The following is a 17,375-nucleotide window of genomic DNA, read 5'->3' on the forward strand; positions in this document are numbered from 1 at the left end:
CGCTGAATCGGTACCGTTACCGCGTGTCCACCGGTCGTATCCCGCTGCGCTCCTACACTCCCGCCGAGGACGTACTCGCCCGCGGCCGGGCCGTCCGCGACCGGGTGCCGACCACGGCCCGGGATCGCGCCGTGCGCACCGGCGGGCGGCCGTCGGTGGTGGAATTCGTCGAGGCGAGCAACGCCGGTCGTATCGAGGAGCTGATCCCGCTGCGCATCGGCCGGATGATCGCCTCTCCGTTCGCGTTCTACCGGGGCTCCGCCGGACTGATGGCCACCGATCTGGCGGGCGGTCCCGATACCGGCTTCGCCGCCCAGCTCTGCGGGGACGCCCACGCCGGCAACTTCGGCCTCTACGGCACCTCACGCGGCGAGATCGTCATGGATATCAACGATTTCGACGACACCGCGCCGGGCCCGTGGGAATGGGACCTGGAGCGGCTCGCGGCCAGCCTGGTCCTGGCCGGGCGGGTCGGCGGCGCAAGCGAGGAGGAATGCCGGACCGCCGCCGCGGACGCCGCGCGCAGCTACCGCCGGGTCGCGGCCGTCCTCGCCGCACGGCCGTTCCTCACGACCTGGTCCGCGCTCGCCGACGAATCGGTCCTCGACCGCGTCGAGGCCGAGGATCTGCTGGACAACTTCAAGAAGGCGGCCAAGAAGGCACGGAAGAACAACAGCGACAAGGTCGTGCGGAAGTGGACCCATATCGACGATCACGAAACCGGTATCGACAGTCACCGGTTCATCGCCGATCCCCCACTTCTCACGACCGTCAGCCAGGAGGTCGAGGACGCGGCCATCGATGCACTGGAGCGCTACGGTACGTCGCTGCGGGAATCACGGCAGGAACTGCTGGCCCGGTTCGCGGTGGCCGATATCGCGTTCCGCATCGTCGGTACGGGCAGTGTCGGCCTGCACAGCTATGTCGCACTGCTGCACGGCAATTCGGGTGAGGTGCTGGTCCTGCAGCTCAAACAGGCGGCACCCTCGGCGTTGGCGCCCGTCCTGGGCATCGCCGCACCGAAACACGAGGGTAAGCGAATAGTGCAGGGCGCCAGGCAGGTCCAGACCGAAACCGATATTCTCCTCGGCTGGACCACCATGTCCGTGCCCACCGCCGCCGGCACCCGCGAGCTGCCGTTCATCGTCCGCCAGTTCCGCAATCTCAAGGGCGGAATCGCCCCCGAAGAACTCGAACCCCACGACCTCGACGACTACGGCCGGCTGGCCGGAGCACTGCTCGCCCGCGCCCACGCCCGGTCCTTGGATCCCCGGCTGATCAGCGGTTATCTGGGCGACAACGAGGATTTCGACACCGCGATCGCCGCGTTCGCGGTGCGTTACGCCGACCGCGCCGAGGCCGATCACGCCGAACTCGTCGCGGCGGTTCGCGCCGGTAAACTTCCCGCGCAGGAGCCGGACCGGTAGTTTCGATGGGGTGCGCCGCGCAGTCGGCGCCGCCACAGCCTCGGCTCGGACACCATTGCCTCGGCTCGGACGCGAAGGGCGGTCACCATGCTCGTGCAGGTACAGAACAGCACCGACAGCGTTGCCGAACGGGCCCTGGTCGATTGGCTCAGCGGCTGGGACGGTGCGGGCAGCCCGCACGGAGTCGCGACAGTGAACTGCGGTCTCGTCCATCAGGGAGAGGCCTACCATTTCGACGCCGTGGTGTGGACGCCCACCAGCTGTGTGGTCATCGATGTCGCAGGCCTGCGTTCGCCCCACGGTGGCACCCTGCAGGTCCCGCTGACCGGCGACTGGACCCTCAACGGAGTTCTCGCCGAACTCGAGACCAGCGACGACCGTTCACCGCTGGACCGCTCCCGCGAAAACACCTTCGCCCTGCAGACCTGGCTGGCCGCGCGGGGACTGGGACAGCGCGCGGTGCACGGCGTCGCGCTGATCGTGCCCCTGCAGAACGCGCCCGTGCAGATCGAGCAGAAGGTGCACGACCCGAGTTTCGATGTGATCCTCGGTGACGACGGCGACCGGCTGCGGCACTATTTCGGCGTTCTCGCCGAACGCGAATCGCACCGCTGGACCGCCAACGATGTGGCGGTGTCGTTCCGCGGGATGGGCATGCTGCCGTATCTCCCCGCGCCGCAGCGCCTGCTCGAAGAAGGATTCCTCGGCCCCATCGATGTCACCCTATGGCACGGCGGACCGGCCCAGGCCGAGGCCGAGCAGTACGCCGAGGATCTCGCCGAGTACGAACGCGCGGCCGGCGCGCGACGATTCCGCTCCCCCTGGTACAGCCCGTGGCGGCTGTATCCACGGGAGGTCGGTGATATCGATTTCGGCCGCGCCGCCATGCGCGTGGGCTTCGCACTCGGGATGTTCGTCGCGATCGCCTGGATCCTGTGGTTCCTGATCACCGCCTTCCTCACCTACGGCCCAGGGTGAGGCGGCAGCGGAGTATCGCGGGCCGGACGGCAGCAACCTGGGCGTGCCCACGCCTTCACTAGCGCCCTGCGCGCCTCAGGCGCACCTCCGCCTTCGCTCCGGCCCTGCGTGCCCCGTGCCCGCTCCGGCCGTACGCGCCCTGTGTGGCTCGTTCTCTGCTCCGGCCATGCGCGTTCTGCGTGCCCCGGGCGCCCGCTCCGGCCGTGCACGTTCCTGCGTACCTCCGCGTCCGCTGCGGCCGTGCCGGAATCGCGGATGGGCTTGGACCGGCGGCGCCCACTAGGGTCGGACCGTGAGCACAGCATCCGGCGCGCCGGAGCCGTTCGGCACCGACCGGCCCACCGGCCGTATCCGGCGCACGGGCGCGGACCGTCCGGGAACACCGGACGCCGCCGACGCGCACCCGTCCCCCGCCGGCACCGACGAAACGGCAGGTACCGCCGAACCCCGCCGGGCACGCGGTCCCGGCGGCACTGCGAACCCGCTCACCACGGCGGCGACCGCGGCCGCCGGGGCGACCGTCGCGGTCGCCCTCCCGTGGTCGTTCCCGCCGGGCGGCGGAGAGACGACCTTCGATCTCGCGGTGAACGAGCGGGTCGATCCACGACTGGATCCGCGGCCTTGGATCGCCGAGGTACTCACACTCGCGACCAATACCGGGGTGGTCCTGGCCGTCCTGTGCGGTGGTGCCGCCTGGTTCGCCTGGCAGCGCAGATGGTGGGAGACCACGACCATGGTGCTGGTACCGGAGACCGCCGTCGCGATCAACGCCTGGGTGTTGAAACCGTTCTGGTCACGCCCCCTGCACGACTATCTCGCCTACCCCAGTGGCCATACCGTGCACCTGGTGGCGGTGGTGACCACCCTGGTACTGCTGCTGCGCTCGGCGCGCGCCCGCGCGGTGATCATCGCGCTCACGGCTGCCGCCTGGTTCGGGGCGGGCATCGGGATGGTCGCGCTGGACTATCACCTCGCCACCGATGTCCTCGGCGGCGCCGCGGCCGGTATCGCGCTGGCCATCGGCCTGTACTGGGTGGCGGTGTACCTCGCCCGCCTCGCGGGGGCCCGTTCCGGCTAGACCGGCCCGGGCCTGCCCACTCGTCCTCCTACTGCCGCTGGTACACGCTCGCGTCGTCCAGCATCGCGGCACCCAGCATGGACTCCGGCACACCCAGCCCCTCGACGAGCGTGAGCGCGTCCGGGCGGAGCCGGTCGACGAGTTCGTTCACCCCGCGCCGGATCGCTTTGGCCCGTTCCACCGACATGAACCGGTGCATGATGTACCAGGCCGAGTTCTCTTCGAGGATCGAGTACACGTACAGATCGCAGACGGTCTCGGCCAGCCGACGGGGCTCCTCCTCCTCGATATCGGCGATGCCCTCGATGAAGGCCTCGAGGATCAACCGGTCGATATGGGCGGCGCCCGCGGCGAGAATATGGTCCTGGGCGTTGTTGAACGCCTCGAACGGTTCGGTCTCCTCGGCGCGTGCCCGCAACCGGTGCGCTGCCGTGCGGGTCAGATAGTCCTCGCGGTCGGCGAACAACGCCAGTTGCGTATCGCGGCGCCCGAGATCGCCCTCGTCGACCGTTTCGCCGCCGCGGTCGCGCAGGGTCTGGATGAGCTGACGCACCCCGGACCGTTTACGCACCACATCGCCGGCCATGGTCGCGGCGAAACGTACCCAGCCCAGCGCGTCCAGATCGCGGATCTCGTCGGCGTAGGCGGTCAGGATCTCCTTGGCGACGAGCTGGGTGAGCACCACATTGTCACCCTCGAAGGTGGTGAACACATCGGTATCGGCCTTCAGGGTCACCAGGCGGTTCTCCGTCAGGTAGCCGGCACCGCCGCATGCCTCCCGGCACTCCTGGATGGCGCGGGTGGCGTGGCGGGTCTGCGCCACCTTCAGGCCGGCGGCCCGCTTCTCCAGCGCTCGCTGCGCCCCGGGCGCCAGGTCCTGACCGGTCTGCACCAGGTGCATCCGGCGGACGAGATCGTTCTGCGCGAACGCCAGCGCGTAGGAATGCGCGAGCAGCGGCAGCAACCGGCGCTGATGCATCCGGTAGTCGAGCAGCAAGGTCTCGTTGCCGTTGTCCGGATCGCCGAACTGGCGGCGCTTCAGCGCATACCGCAGCGCGATGCTCAGCGCGACCCGGGCACCCGCCGCCGCGGCGCCACCGACACTGACCCGTCCACGGACCAGGGTGCCCAGGGTGGTGAAGAAGCGCCGGCTGGGGTTGTCGATATCGGAGCGGTAGGTTCCGTCCGGTTCCACATCGGCATAGCGGTTGAGCAGATTCTCCCGCGGGATCCGCACCTGGTCGAAGACGATGCGGCCGTTGTCCACACCGGGCAGTCCGCCCTTGCGCCCGCAGTCGGAGGTCGTCACACCGGGCAGATCGTTGCCCTGCTCGTCCCGGATCGGGACCAGCAGGCAGTGCACCCCGTGTTCGCCCGCCGGGGTCCGCAGCTGTGCGAAAACGGCGGCCATCCGCGCGTGTTCGGCGGCGCCGCCGATGTAGTCCTTACGCGCGGAGGGGGTCGGCGTGTGGATCACGAATTCTTCGGTGGCCGGATCGTAGGTCGCGGTGGTCTCCAGGTTCGCGACATCGCTCCCGTGCCCGGATTCGGTCATCGCGAAACAGCCGAGCAGATCCAGCGAGATGAGCCGCCGGATGTACTCACGGTGCCGTTCGGTGCCCAGGTTCTCCACCGCCCCCCCGAACAGCCCCCATTGCACACCGGACTTCACCCACAGCGACAGATCGGCGTAGGCGAGCATCTCGAGGCCGACGACCGCCGCGCCGGGTTCCCCGGTGCCCCCGTTCTCCCGCCGGAAACCCCGCTCGGCGTAATCGAGTTTCGCCAGCGACCGCATCTGCTCCAGCACCCGGGCCCGCGCCTCGGGCAGATCCAAATCGGGATCGCCGGTGTACTCAGGGCCCGCGAGCTGAGTGCGAGCCTGCTCCCGGACCTCGCCCCACGGCCCGTCCAGTGCCTCACGTAAACGTTGCGCTGTCGAAGTGCTGCCGGTGCTCATACTTCCGACCCTAGCGGGGGTGTGCGCGGGGTGGGGTCGACGGACACGCGGCGGTGTAACGCAGAACACGCGGGGTGTAACGCCCCCGGAAGCGGGTATGGCGCCGGTGAGAACGGCCCAGGTCAGCAGGGCGATCGGACCGTTTTCTCCATTCGGCGTGTCAAATAAACCGGTACGTAACAAACGTCACATTTTCGAGAGCCGGTTTGCGGTGGGCAAGAGGGGGCTTCGGCCACTACCTTCGCGGCTATGGCTGCGCAAGGAATCCTGGAAGGAGCAACTTCCCAACCACCGATCTCACCGGACCCCACCGGCTATGCCAATCCTCGGCGTAACCCGCTGCGCCTGCCCGTACTCACCGGCGCCATCAGCAAGCTGGTCGCCGATCGTCCCGCCACCGCCGACACGATCGTGTCCGCGCCGGCGCCGTTGCAGCCCATCGATCTCTCCGATGACGCCGCGGTCGCCGAGGTGCTGGATCTGGCGGTGCGCATGGGTGAGGTCGTGCTGGCTTCGGGTTCGGCCGTCACCGATACCGAGACCACCGTGCGGTTCATCGCCGCCACCTACGGTCTGTCGGCCTGTGACGTCGAGGTCACCTACAACGCCATCCGCATCTACGCGCATCGCGGCGCGCGGCTGCCCTCGGCGAGCTCCATGCGCGTCGTGCAGTACCGCTCCCTCGACTTCACCCGGCTCGCCGCGGTGGACCGGCTCACCCGCCGGATCCGCCGCGATGTCGTGCCGCCCGACGAAGCGCGCCGGGCGCTGGATGCCATCACCTCCGCGCCCCACCCGTACAAACGGTGGACGGCCACCTTCGGCTGGTCGCTCATGGCCGCCGCGATCTCGCTGCTGCTCGGCGGCGGGTTCCTGGTCGCGGCGCTGAGCTTCGTCACCACGGCGGTGATCGACCGGACCAACCGCGCGCTCAACCGGCGCGGTCTGCCGTTCTTCTTCCAGCATCTGGTGGGCGGCGCGATCGCGGCCACTCCCGCGGTCGTGCTCGCCGCCCTCGCCGGGCCGCTGGGAATCTCGGTGAGTCCCACGCTGATCATCGCGGCCGGGATCACGGTACTGCTCAGTGGTTTGAGCCTGGTGGGTTCGGTGCAGGACGCGATCACCGGTGCGCCGATCACCGCGGCCGCCCGCATGCTCGAACTGCTGATGATGACCGGCGGGATCATCGCCGGTATCGCACTGACCCTGCGCATCGGTGAAATGTTCGACGCGACGGTGCCCTTGGATCTCAGCCCCGGGCACGGACTGTCGAACCTGCCCGTGCAGGTCGTGGCCGGTGCCGCCGCGGCGCTGGCGTTCGCGCTGGCCTGTTACGCGGAGCGACGGGCGCTGGCCGCGGCCGCGGGCAGCGGGGCCATGGGCACCATCTGCTACCTGATGGTGATCACCGCGGGATTCGGGCCGGTCGTCGCCGCGGGTGCGGCCGCCATCGTGATCGGCCTCGTCGGTGGTCTGCTCGCCCGGCGCGCGCTGACTCCGCCGCTGGTCGTGGCGCTGGCGGGTATCACCCCGCTGCTGCCCGGCCTCAGCATCTACCGGGGGCTGTACGGCCTGCTCAACGACGAACTGGCGCGCGGCGCGAATCAGCTGCTGGCGGCGTTCGGTATCGGCTGCGCACTGGCCGGCGGTGTGACGCTCGGTGAATGGTTCGACCGGACGGTGCGGCGCCCGCCGATCCTGCGCAAATTCGGCAACCTGCGCCGCCCGGTGGTCAAGCGCAGGAAGCGGCCCACCGTGAACCTCGGCAAACGGCGCCCGACAGTGAACCTGGGCAAGCGGCGGGCGGTGCCGCCCGGACGCCACCCCCTCCGCGTTCCGGTGCAGCATTCGACCCACACGGAAACCCCGGTGGATCTGCCTGTGGGTTTCCCCGCCGCGGGCCAGCTGCCGCAGGTGCCGAAACTCGCGGCTCCCCAGCTGCCCACGCCCGCCCCGGGGTCGGCCCCCCGGACACCCGCCGCGCAGGTCCCCGGACCGGCCGGGCGTGGCACGGCACCGGTACCGGAGTTCGAGCGCGGGGCCTGGACCCACGACCTGGACGCGGCGCCGCTGGGCCCGGCTCCGACGCCGCCCGAGACGGGGTCGGCGGCCGTGCCCACCGAAATGCTGGAAATGCCTCGGCTGCCGGCGGATCTGGTGGGACTGCCCGCCGAACCTCTCGGCGTTATCGAGGACATCTTGCCCACCGAGGCGATGCCGGCCCTCGTGCCCGCCGAACCGGCCGGTCTCGCGGAAACGGTGGGAGTCGGTGTGGGTGCCGGCGCGGCGGACGCGCGGCTTGCGCCGACCGAACCGCTACCGGCCGCGCTGCGCCCCGACGGCCGCTGACGGAGAAACCCTGACCGGGCGCCGGAGCCGGTATCGTCAGGGTGTCGACCGCCCGGTCGCGCGGTGTGCCCGGCATACCGAGCGACCGGCGCAATCGGTCCGGGCGAGGTGCCCGACCGCATCCGCAGGAAGGTTCACTCGATGCCGGACGCCCCCGAAACCGCCGAACCGGCCGTGTCCTCGTTCTCCACCCGGATCCGGGAGGCCACCGCCCGGGAACACGAGGAGGCGGAGAACTCGACCTTCATCACCGAGATGCTGGACGGGTCGCTGGGGATCGAGTCGTATCGCCGCTACACCGGTCAGCTCTGGTTCATCTACCGGGCCCTGGAGGCGCATGCCGACTCGCTCGCCACCGATCCGGTGGCCGGCCCGTTCATCAAACCGGAACTGGCCCGCACCGCCGAGCTGGAACGGGATCTGGCCCATCTCGCCGGACCGGACTGGCGCGAAGACCTCACGCCGCTGCCCGCCACCGCCGCCTACGCCGCGCGGATCGATGAATGCGCCCGGACCTGGCCTGGCGGCTATATCGCCCACCACTACACCCGCTATCTCGGTGACCTCTCCGGCGGCCAGGTGATCCGCGGCAATGCGGAGAAGCTGTGGGACCTGCCCCGTCGCGGCGACGGGGTGCGGTTCTACGTCTTCGAGCAGATCGGAAATCCCGCCGCGTTCAAACGCGAGTACCGGGCGCTGCTCGACCGGATCGGTGTGGACGAACTCGAGCAGCGCCGCATCATCGACGAGGGCAAACGGGCCTTCGTACTCAACCGCGCGGTTTTCACCGAACTGGCCGCCGAATTCCCGGCCCGGCGCCCTTCCTGATCGCCGACCGGCCGACCTGGTCGTCTGATACATTCCGGCCCGTAGCCACCGTGAGCGAAGGGTGAACCGTGTCCGAAACCTCTGCCGCCGACCCGGTACCGGCCGACGAGTACCCCGTGATCGTCGTCGGGGCCGGGCTGGCCGGTCTCGTCGCCACCTATGAGCTGACCAAGGCCGGACACCGGGTGCTCGTGCTCGATCAGGAGAACCGCAACAATCTGGGCGGCCAGGCGTTCTGGTCGCTGGGCGGCCTGTTCTTCGTGGACAGCCCGGAGCAGCGGCGCCTCGGTATCAAGGACTCCTACGAGCTGGCGCTGCAGGACTGGCTGGGTTCGGCGGGGTTCGACCGCGACGACGAGGATCATTGGGCCCGGCAGTGGGCGCAGGCCTACGTCCGGTTCGCCGCCACCGAGAAGCGGGACTATCTCTACGACCTCGGCCTGCGGGTGACCCCGCTGGTGGGCTGGGCCGAACGTGGCGGCGCCCTCGCCGACGGACACGGCAACTCGGTGCCGCGATTCCATATCTCCTGGGGAACCGGACCGGGCGTGCTCGAGGTGTTCCTGAATCCCGTATTGGAAGCCGAGCGCAAAGGCCTGGTGCGCTTCGCGTTCCGCCATCGGGTGGACGAACTGCTCGTGCACGACGGTGCGGTCACCGGCGTGCGCGGCAGCGTGCTCGAGCCGACCGAACTCGCCCGTGGCGTCGCGTCCTCGCGCACGATGGTCGGCGACTTCGAGTTCCACGCCCGGGCCGTGCTGGTCACCTCCGGCGGCATCGGCCACAATCACGACCTCATCCGGCAGAACTGGCCGGCGGACCGGCTCGGGCCCGCACCGCGCACCATGATCTCGGGGGTGCCCGCCCATGTGGACGGGCGGATGCTCGGTATCTCCGAATCGGCCGGCGCGGCCCTGGTGAACCGGGACCGGATGTGGCACTACACCGAGGGCATCAACAACTGGGACCCGATCTGGCCCGATCACGCCATCCGGATCATTCCCGGCCCGTCGTCGCTGTGGTTCGACGCGAACGGTAGACGACTGCCGGCGCCGTGCTTCCCGGGTTTCGATACCAATTCGACCATGAAGGCGATTCTGGCGACCGGCTACGACTATTCGTGGTTCGTGCTGACCCAGTCGATCATCGAGAAGGAGTTCGCACTCTCGGGGTCCGAGCAGAACCCGGATATCACCAGCAAGGACCGGCTCACCACGGTCCGCAGCCGTTTCACCAAGGGCGCCCCGCAGCCGGTGGAGGCGTTCAAGGAGCACGGGGTCGATTTCGTGGTGGCCGATACGCTACGCGAACTCGTCGACGGTATGAACGGCCTCGCCCGCGGCCCGCAACTGGACTACGACGCGATGGAGCGGCAGATCGTGGCCCGCGATCGCGAGATCACCAACAAGTTCAGCAAGGACGCGCAGGTGACCGCGATCCACAACGCGCGCACCTTCTTCGGGGACCGCACCGCCCGGGTCGCCAAACCGCATCGGATCCTCGATCCGGCCGCCGGCCCGCTCATCGCGGTCCGGCTCAATATCCTGACCCGCAAAACCCTCGGCGGACTGCAGACCGATCTCCATTCCCGGGTGATGCGACCCGACGGCACTCCGCTGCCCGGCCTCTACGCCGCCGGTGAGGTCGCCGGATTCGGTGGTGGCGGCGTGCACGGATACAACGCCCTGGAAGGTACGTTCCTGGGCGGCTGCATTTTCTCCGGCCGGACCGCCGGGCGCGCGCTCGCCACCGTGCTGGACCGCGCCTGAACAGCCGGTCCGGCCTGCCACGGCCGGACCGATCTAGTCCTGTGAGAGCAGCCGTCCCGCCTCGGCGGCCAGCGCCGACAGCTGCCGGGCCTGCCGTCCGGTATCGATCGCCGGACGACCGGAACCGATCCGGGTGGCCAGCGACAACGCCGCCACCGTGACCCCGCGGCGGCGTACCGGTACCGCCACACAGCCGATACCGGTGACCGCTTCCTCGTTGTCGACGGCAATACCCTGCCTGCTGCGGATGCGCGCCAGCTCCCGGTGCAGTTCCAGCCGATCACCGATGGTGCGGGGAGTCAGCCGGGGAAGCTGTTCGCGCAGCGAAGTTTCCACCACACCGGGATCCAGGCTCGCCAGCAGCGCTTTACCCAGCGCGGTGCTGTGTGCCGGCAATCTACCGCCGACCCGGGTCGGCACGGCCGCACTCTGCCGGCCGCCGGTCTTGTCCAGGTAGACGACATCGCGGCCGTCGAGCACCCCCAGATGCCCGACCGACAGGGTGCGCTGGCACAGCTCGTGCAGCAACGGGCCTATCACGGCCCGCAATTCGTTGTGGCCCGCGGCCAGCCCACCCAGTTCCAGGGTGCGCAGGCCCAGCCGGTAACCGCCCGGATAGTGCGCGAGCCAGCGCAACCGGATCATCTGGTCCAGGATGCGATGGACCGTGGAACGCGGCAACCCGGTGCGTTCCACCAGATCCTGCAGCGTGAGCACGGGCGTGCCCGGCTCGAAAGCGTCCAGGATCAATGTCATCCGCTCGATCATCGACACCGGGGGCGCGGGCCGGGCCGGGGATTGCGCACCCCGCCACGACTCGCCCGGCTCCGGGTCGGCCAGCACCTCGACCGTCAAGACTTACCTCCATCGTGCAGCCCGGCCAGCATATGCGCAGCGAACCGCACGGTACCGACCATGCCCCTTTCCGTACCCGTGCAAACCATCACAGGCCGCTCAACTCGGCAAGAAGGGTGCGTTTAAAACACTGCACAGCCACCGTCCGTCCACCAGTTCCATCACCGTGGACACCGACAGCTCCCGGGTCGTCTCCGCTTCACCCGGAACCTGGTTGAGGGTGGTGATCTGTACCTGGACCTCGGCGCGGGTGTCACCGTCACCCATGGTCGCCGTACAGTCGGCGGCCCCGGCCCGGGAGCGCTCGGGGTCCGCGGAGATCAGTACCCGGGCCATCGGCAGCACGGTCGCGGCCTGGTTCTTCCACTGCCCCGTGGCGCCGGCCTGTACCTCCTGCTCCCAGCCCGCCGGGTCGTCGTAGTCGTAACTGGCCACCAGCGCGGTGTACGCGCAGGCAGCCTGTTCGGCGGCGGATTTCGCATCGGCGGGAGGCGGCGCGGCCGCTTCACCGCCCCCACCGCGCAGGAGGCCGGTGAGCCAGACAGTCGCACCGAACGCCGCGACCACGGCGAGGGCCGCGAGCACCGCGAGCAAACGGCGCCGCGCACGCGGCGGCTCGGCCTGCCCGACCGCGGCGGGCGGCGCCGGAACCGGCACGGTGCGCACGGCCGGCACGGTCACCGCGGGCTCGGTGAGCGCGCGACGCGCGGCCAAGGCCAATTCACCGCAGCCGGAAAACCGTTCGTCCCGGTTCTTGGCCATGGCGCGGGCGATGACGCCGTCGAACCCGGACGGCAGCCGCGGATCCACCGCCGAGGGCCGTGGCACCGGAGCGTTGAGATGGGCGTTGACGAGGGCCCCGGTGGTCGCGGCCGGATACGGCAAGCGCCCGGTCAGCAGGTAGTAGAGGGTGCAGCCGAGCGAGTACACGTCGGCGCGGCGGTCGATATCGGGGCGCATCTCGAACTGTTCGGGCGCGGCGTAGTGGAAACTGGCGTACAACTCTCCGGTGCGGGTGAGTCCGTCGGTGCGGTCCAGCGCTTTGGCGATACCGAAATCGGAGAGGTACACCTGCTGCTGTTCGCCCCAGGCCAGCAGGATGTTCGCGGGTTTCACATCCCGGTGCAGTACACCCGCCGCGTGGGCGTGATCGAGGGCGCGCGCGGTCTCCTCGGTGATCCGCACCGCGTGGTCGGGCCGTACCGGCCCGCGCCGCAGTACCGCCGCCACATCGGTGCCCTCGATGTACTGGATCGCCATCCACAGCCGGCCCTGTTCCTCGCCGCGGGCGTACACGGCGACGATATTGGGATGTGACAGCCGTGCCGCGGTATCGGCCTCGCGCAGGAACCGGGCCCGGACGCCGCGGTCGTCGCCTGCGATGGGGGTCAGCAACTTCAGGGCCACGGGCCGCGGCAGGTCCCGGTCATGGGCGAGATAGACCTCGCCCATTCCGCCGGCGCCCAGCAGGCGGTCGATTCGGTAACCGGCGAAGATCTGTCCCGGTTCGAGGCCGCTTTTCACGCGCTGCGCAGACCGGGCCACCCATAGGCCTGCGGTCCGGGCGCAGGGCCCGCCCGGCCGGCCGTGGTGGGCGCCGGGGCCGAGGGCGCGGCGGCCGTGTGCTGCCCGATGTCGTGTTCGCGGCGGAACTCGTCGATATCCATCCAGCGCACCTGCTGGACGAGTTCCTCGAGTTGGTCGCCGGGCAGGAATCCGGCCTTCGAGTACACCCGCGTGCCCTCGCGGAAGGCCATGAGCCACGGGTACCGATCCACCTGCCCGACGGCCGCGAGGGCGGGTTCGGCCTCGGCGTCCACAGTGGCGTGCACGATATCGCGGTGCCACTGCGAGGACTCCTCGAAAACCGGAGCGAACCGGGTGCACCAGCCACACCATGTCGCCCAGAAGTCCACCAGCACTATGTGGTTGGTGGATACCACTGTCTGGAAATTCTGCTGCGTCAGTGGCGTCGTCGGCATGGTCGTCCTCCCGTGGCCCGAACCCGGACCGCCCCGCGTGCGTACCGGCCCCGTCCGGAATCCTCGCACGAACGGGCTTCGGCCGCCGGGAGAAAGGCGCACCCCCGACCGCCGATATCCGGCAGCCTACGCGGCCGCGGCTGCGCCGAGCAGCGCGGTGGCGCACCCCGTGCGGCGGCCCCGGCCACCACCGAGCCGGACCCGTGACGATAACGTGTTCTCATGAGCGAAAACGAGGCCGGGAACGTCCTGCCCGATGCCGAGCATCACGAGGGCGGCTTCCGGCCGATGTCGGAGTTGATGGCGGCGGTACGCACTGTCGACACCAGCCGCGGCGGCCCGCACTACGGCGACTTCGTGGAACAGGTACGCACGCTCATGGACCGTGCCCGGCTGGCGGTGCCACCGGACGATCTGGTGCAGGAAGCGGCCGGCATCCTGGAGAAGCTGAACGACCGGCTGGGCGCCTATGTCGGCGAGGAATGGGACGCGCCGGGCTGGACCAGGTTCGACCTGCCCTCTCGCGGAAACGTGACCCTGCCGCCGTACCAGGTGGATCGGGTGAACCGCGACGGCGTGGACGCCCGGATCACCTATCGCACCTTCCACCTCGGCGGTAACGCCGCCGCCCACGGCGGGTACATCTCGCTGGGCTTCGACGATCTGATGGGGCTGGCCGGGTCGGCACATTCCGGTGCGGTGACCCGGACGGCGTCACTCACGGTGGACTACCGGTCGATCACACCGTTGAACAAGGAACTGGCACTCCGCGCCTGGGCCGAACGCCAGGAGGGCCGCAAGGTCTGGATCAAGGCCACCCTGCACGATGGGGACAGGCTCTGCGCCGAGGCCCACGGCCTGTTCATCGTATTGAAGCCCGGTCAGCCCTGATTCCCGGGCAGTGGGGCCACCACCACAGAAACCGGTAGCGGTCCGGCCGGATGCCGCGCCGACCACGGTGACCGGGCGGGCGGCACCTACGATTTCCGGCTCCACCGCCCGCCGGGTACCTCTCAGACCCGGTTGCCACCCGGATAGTGCACGTCGAGGTAGGGCGCGAACGCGGCGTCCACTTCCTCCGGCGTCAGCCCGAAATCGTCCAGCGAATACTTGTGGGCGGGCCGCGCCGCCCCCGAGGTGGATTCGCCGTGCAGAGCAGTCATCTGCTCCCGGGCCGCATCGGTGAACTCGATCCCGAACTGCGTGTAGATCTTCTCGACGGTGCCGATCGGATCGGCCACGAAATCCTCGTAGTACACATCGCAGAACTGCGCCGCCGGATGTTTCTTGCGGTCTTCGAGGAACGTTTTCGCGCCCCGCGACCACAGTTCCAGCTGCGCGGCGCCCACCACGGGTCCGCGGAACTTCTCCGACCAGCCCGCCGTCGCCTGTTCGTTCAGGCTGCACACCGAGGCGACAATGGTGCGCGGTACCCGGTGCATCTGGATCACCAAGGCGTCCGGGTAGACCGCCAGCAGCGCGTCGAGGGCGAACAGATGGCTGGGATTCTTCAACACCCACCGCCGGCCGGGGTCATTGAGGCCGATCAGTTGCAGATTCCGGCGATGCCGGGCATAGGCCGGTGTCCAGTCCTGCTCGCGCAGCCATTCCGAGTAGCGGGGCAGATAGCCCAGACACTCGTAGGACACCGACATCGCCGACTGCCGCAACAACTGCCAGCACTCCTCCACCTGATCGGCGGAGATATGGTGCACACCCATGAATTCGGGATGCTCCACATGGTGCTTCTCGTAACCGGCCTGCAGGCGCGCGAACACCGGGTTCTGTTCCCAGGTCTCCCGCGGCGGGCGGGGCTGCGGCATCTCGGTGAGCCACATCTCCAAACCCTGGTGGCCGGGGTCGGCGGTGAGCAGGCGATGCACCGCCGTGGTACCCGAGCGCGGTAGCCCGGTCACGAAGATCGGTCGTTCGATCGCGATCTCGGCGTGCTGCGGGTACTGCTTCCACCCTGCTTCACTCAGTGCCCGGGCGATCAGGGCGCCGCGCAGCATCGCGCGATTGACCTTGTTGCCGAAGGGGGTGAGTTCGGCTTCGTGCTCATAGGACTCCAACAGCACCGACAGGCCGGTGCGGTAGTCGGCGTCGCCGAAATCGTCGAGTCCGACCACCTTGGTGGCGGAGGCGTGCAGATCGTCGATGGTCCCGACGTCATCCCTGCCGATCATCTCTTCTAACTCCTCAGTGGTGGAATTCGCCGCAGTTCACGTCGAGACAGGTGCCGGTGATCGCCCGCGACATCGCGGAGGCGAAGAAGACGACCGCGTCGGCGATCTCGTCTGGTTCGGGCAGCCGGCGCAGGTCGATATCGGCGGCGGTCTCGGTGTAGATATCGTCCGCGCTCACCCCGCGTTCCTGGGCCAGGTAGTCGAAGTACCATTTCAGCGTGTCGGCCCAGATCCAGCCGGGGGCCACGGAATTGACCCGGATACCGCGCGGACCCAGTTCGGTGGCCAGGCTCTGCGCGAGCGCCAGCAGCGTGGTCTTGGCCATCTTGTAGGGACCGTAGGGCTGCCGGGAGTGCCGCAGTACCGCCGAATTGATCATCACCACCGATCCCTTGCTCTCGGCGAGGGCGGGGGCGAACAGGCGGGTCAGCCGCAGCGCGGCGAAGACATTGGTCTCCAGGTTGGTCCGCAGATCGTCGAAGGCCACTTCGGCGAGGTCGACCATCGGCGGCATGGTGAAGGCATTGTTCACCAGCGCGTCGACCCGGCCGAACTCCGTGTGGACGGCGGTGACCAGATTCTGTGCGGCGGTGTCGTCGGTGATATCGGTGGGCACCACCAGCGCGCGCCGGCCGAGTTCCTCGACCTGGGCCGCGACTTTGCGCAGCCGCTTCTCGGTGCGCGATACCAGCACCACATCGGCACCGGCCCTCGCGCTCTGCAGCGCAATCGCCTGCCCGAGGCCGGGACCGATCCCGGAGACGACGACGACCTTGTCCTGCAACAGCATCAGCCGAGCATCCTCTCCGCCACCGCGGCCTGGCGGCCGGCGATCCGGGCCTTCCAGTCCTGCGGGGTGATGCGCGATTCCTTGTAGTAGGGCAGCTTGTCCGGCAGTTCGTCGAACGACACCAGTTCCACGGTCGGCCCGTCCTCGGGTGTCATGTCGCGGGACAGCCGCTGCCAGCGGAACTGCAGATAGGCGCGATCGTGGCCGGTGCGTTCGATCCAATTGATCAGGCCCGGATCGCGTTCACTGATCACCAGCCGGATCATCCCATCGGGATCGACATTGGCCTGGTCGGCGTTGAGGCTGGTCTGGTGGTTGATGTAGTCCAGCGACAGGTACCACATACTGCCGAGCTGGAAGCCCTGGTAGGGCGCGTCGGACTTCGGCACGGTCAGGATCATCACCTGGTCGTCGGCGAGGTCGTAGTGACCGACCGAGGAGAACTGGGTGGACAGCCCGCCCGGGGTGCGCCGCGGTTCGGTCATGGTATTCACCGGCAGGTTGAGATAGAACCATTCGGGGAAGGCCAGGAAAGTCTTCAGCCGTGACACCAGCATCTTGCCCGCGACCTCGTAGCGTTTGGCCATCAGGTCGGAGGTGAGGGCCGGCGGGGCGGAGCCCACGGTGTCGACCCGGCTGATCCGGACGGTACCGGCCTTCTCCTTCGCCCAGTCGCCGTAGACCTCGCGGACCGCGAGCATGGTGGAATCCGCGGCGAGCCGGATATGGTTGCGGCCGCCCGGGCCGGGGCCCAGGGTCAGTTCGTAGCTGCCGTCGGCGGCGATATCGATGGAGCGGTCGTCGAAGGCGGTCTCCCCGCCGGGGACCTCGGTGGGTGAGTAGTTGCCGTTGAGTACCTGGAAGCTCAGGTCACGGGTGCTACCGCGGGTGCCGGTGACCACGTATTCGGCGTCGGGCCGCAGGTTGGCGTGCCAGTAGAGGGTGTCCGGGTTGTCCAGGCCCATCTTGGTGTAGGGCCCGGTCGACTGGACGAAGAAGGGGAAGTCCCGCTCGAAGGCCCACGACATCTGGATGGCGGCGCGGATACTGCCCGCGAGGTAGTCGTAACCCTCGGCGAGATCCTGCGCGGTGCGGATGTGCGGGGCGTTTTTGATGATTTCCTCGGCGGCGGCGATCGATTCCGCGAACGGCTGGGTCAGCACGATACTCCCG

At 69.1% G+C, this 17,375-nt stretch carries 14 protein-coding genes; 7 read left to right on the top strand and 7 right to left on the bottom strand.

Going from position 1 to position 17,375, the window contains the following annotated elements; all coding sequences use genetic code 11:
• Window positions 1–23: 23 nt before the first annotated feature.
• The 3 genes from NS4_RS04160 (at window position 24) to NS4_RS04170 (ending at window position 3,483) form a co-directional block, all read left to right on the top strand.
• Window positions 24–1,427 (top strand): DUF2252 domain-containing protein, encoded by a 1,404-nt coding sequence (locus NS4_RS04160; protein ID WP_063058118.1) that lies wholly within the window; start codon window positions 24–26, stop codon window positions 1,425–1,427.
• 87 nt (window positions 1,428–1,514) lie between these two features.
• Window positions 1,515–2,405 (top strand): hypothetical protein, encoded by an 891-nt coding sequence (locus NS4_RS04165; protein WP_063058119.1) that lies wholly within the window; start codon window positions 1,515–1,517, stop codon window positions 2,403–2,405.
• 292 nt (window positions 2,406–2,697) lie between these two features.
• Window positions 2,698–3,483 (top strand): phosphatase PAP2 family protein, encoded by a 786-nt coding sequence (locus NS4_RS04170; protein WP_245665054.1) that lies wholly within the window; start codon window positions 2,698–2,700, stop codon window positions 3,481–3,483.
• Window positions 3,484–3,511: 28 nt separating this feature from the next.
• On the opposite strand, the gene NS4_RS04175 is transcribed toward NS4_RS04170, so the two are convergent.
• Entirely contained in the window at window positions 3,512–5,443 is a 1,932-nt protein-coding gene (locus tag NS4_RS04175) for an acyl-CoA dehydrogenase family protein (protein ID WP_063058120.1), read from the bottom strand.
• Between the two features lie 249 nt (window positions 5,444–5,692).
• Between NS4_RS04175 and NS4_RS04180 the strand changes: the two genes are divergently transcribed.
• The 3 genes from NS4_RS04180 (at window position 5,693) to NS4_RS04190 (ending at window position 10,389) form a co-directional block, all read left to right on the top strand.
• Complete coding sequence (locus NS4_RS04180) at window positions 5,693–7,792, top strand: threonine/serine exporter family protein (protein ID WP_084486672.1); 2,100 nt, start codon at window positions 5,693–5,695, stop codon at window positions 7,790–7,792.
• 141 nt (window positions 7,793–7,933) lie between these two features.
• Window positions 7,934–8,620, top strand: a complete 687-nt coding sequence (locus tag NS4_RS04185) for a biliverdin-producing heme oxygenase (RefSeq protein ID WP_063058396.1) — start codon at window positions 7,934–7,936, stop codon at window positions 8,618–8,620.
• A gap of 68 nt (window positions 8,621–8,688) precedes the next feature.
• Window positions 8,689–10,389 (top strand): FAD-binding dehydrogenase, encoded by a 1,701-nt coding sequence (locus NS4_RS04190; protein WP_245665056.1) that lies wholly within the window; start codon window positions 8,689–8,691, stop codon window positions 10,387–10,389.
• A 33-nt stretch (window positions 10,390–10,422) separates the two neighbouring features.
• Here NS4_RS04190 and NS4_RS04195 read toward each other — a convergent pair whose 3' ends face one another.
• The 3 genes from NS4_RS04195 to NS4_RS04205 all read right to left on the bottom strand — a co-directional run bounded on the left by NS4_RS04195 (window position 10,423) and on the right by NS4_RS04205 (window position 13,226).
• Entirely contained in the window at window positions 10,423–11,244 is an 822-nt protein-coding gene (locus NS4_RS04195) for an IclR family transcriptional regulator (RefSeq protein ID WP_063058121.1), read from the bottom strand.
• Between the two features lie 99 nt (window positions 11,245–11,343).
• Complete coding sequence (locus tag NS4_RS04200) at window positions 11,344–12,768, bottom strand: serine/threonine-protein kinase (protein ID WP_063058122.1); 1,425 nt, start codon at window positions 12,766–12,768, stop codon at window positions 11,344–11,346.
• Window positions 12,765–13,226, bottom strand: coding sequence for a thioredoxin family protein (locus tag NS4_RS04205; RefSeq protein WP_063058123.1), 462 nt, complete (start codon window positions 13,224–13,226; stop codon window positions 12,765–12,767). The genes NS4_RS04200 and NS4_RS04205 overlap by 4 nt, the downstream gene beginning before the upstream one ends.
• A 222-nt stretch (window positions 13,227–13,448) precedes the next feature.
• Here NS4_RS04205 and NS4_RS04210 point away from each other — a divergent pair, with 222 nt between their 5' ends.
• On the top strand, window positions 13,449–14,117 hold the full coding sequence (locus tag NS4_RS04210) for a PaaI family thioesterase (RefSeq protein ID WP_063058124.1): 669 nt from the start codon (window positions 13,449–13,451) through the stop codon (window positions 14,115–14,117).
• Between the two features lie 122 nt (window positions 14,118–14,239).
• Here NS4_RS04210 and NS4_RS04215 read toward each other — a convergent pair whose 3' ends face one another.
• From NS4_RS04215 to NS4_RS04225, 3 genes are read right to left on the bottom strand one after another with little or no spacing between them, the layout of a single operon-like run.
• Complete coding sequence (locus NS4_RS04215; protein ID WP_063058125.1) at window positions 14,240–15,412, bottom strand: sulfotransferase family protein; 1,173 nt, start codon at window positions 15,410–15,412, stop codon at window positions 14,240–14,242.
• A 13-nt stretch (window positions 15,413–15,425) separates the two neighbouring features.
• On the bottom strand, window positions 15,426–16,202 hold the full coding sequence (locus NS4_RS04220) for an SDR family oxidoreductase (RefSeq protein WP_063058126.1): 777 nt from the start codon (window positions 16,200–16,202) through the stop codon (window positions 15,426–15,428).
• Window positions 16,202–17,365, bottom strand: a complete 1,164-nt coding sequence (locus tag NS4_RS04225; RefSeq protein WP_063058127.1) for a hypothetical protein — start codon at window positions 17,363–17,365, stop codon at window positions 16,202–16,204. The genes NS4_RS04220 and NS4_RS04225 overlap by 1 nt, the downstream gene beginning before the upstream one ends.
• Window positions 17,366–17,375: the final 10 nt, after the last annotated feature.

This window comes from Nocardia sienata NBRC 100364, assembly GCF_001613205.1.
Taxonomy (GTDB): Bacteria; Actinomycetota; Actinomycetes; order Mycobacteriales; family Mycobacteriaceae; genus Nocardia; species Nocardia sienata.

What these genes read in the sequence shown, in the direction of transcription:
- NS4_RS04165 (WP_063058119.1), top strand. Translation starts at nt 1,515, where the DNA reads ATGCTCGTGCAGGTACAGAACAGCACCGACAGCGTTGCCGAACGGGCC.
- NS4_RS04175 (WP_063058120.1), bottom strand. Translation starts at nt 5,443, where the DNA reads ATGAGCACCGGCAGCACTTCGACAGCGCAACGTTTACGTGAGGCACTG.
- NS4_RS04180 (WP_084486672.1), top strand. Translation starts at nt 5,693, where the DNA reads ATGGCTGCGCAAGGAATCCTGGAAGGAGCAACTTCCCAACCACCGATC.
- NS4_RS04185 (WP_063058396.1), top strand. Translation starts at nt 7,934, where the DNA reads ATGCCGGACGCCCCCGAAACCGCCGAACCGGCCGTGTCCTCGTTCTCC.
- NS4_RS04205 (WP_063058123.1), bottom strand. Translation starts at nt 13,226, where the DNA reads ATGCCGACGACGCCACTGACGCAGCAGAATTTCCAGACAGTGGTATCC.
- NS4_RS04210 (WP_063058124.1), top strand. Translation starts at nt 13,449, where the DNA reads ATGAGCGAAAACGAGGCCGGGAACGTCCTGCCCGATGCCGAGCATCAC.
- NS4_RS04215 (WP_063058125.1), bottom strand. Translation starts at nt 15,412, where the DNA reads ATGATCGGCAGGGATGACGTCGGGACCATCGACGATCTGCACGCCTCC.
- NS4_RS04220 (WP_063058126.1), bottom strand. Translation starts at nt 16,202, where the DNA reads ATGCTGTTGCAGGACAAGGTCGTCGTCGTCTCCGGGATCGGTCCCGGC.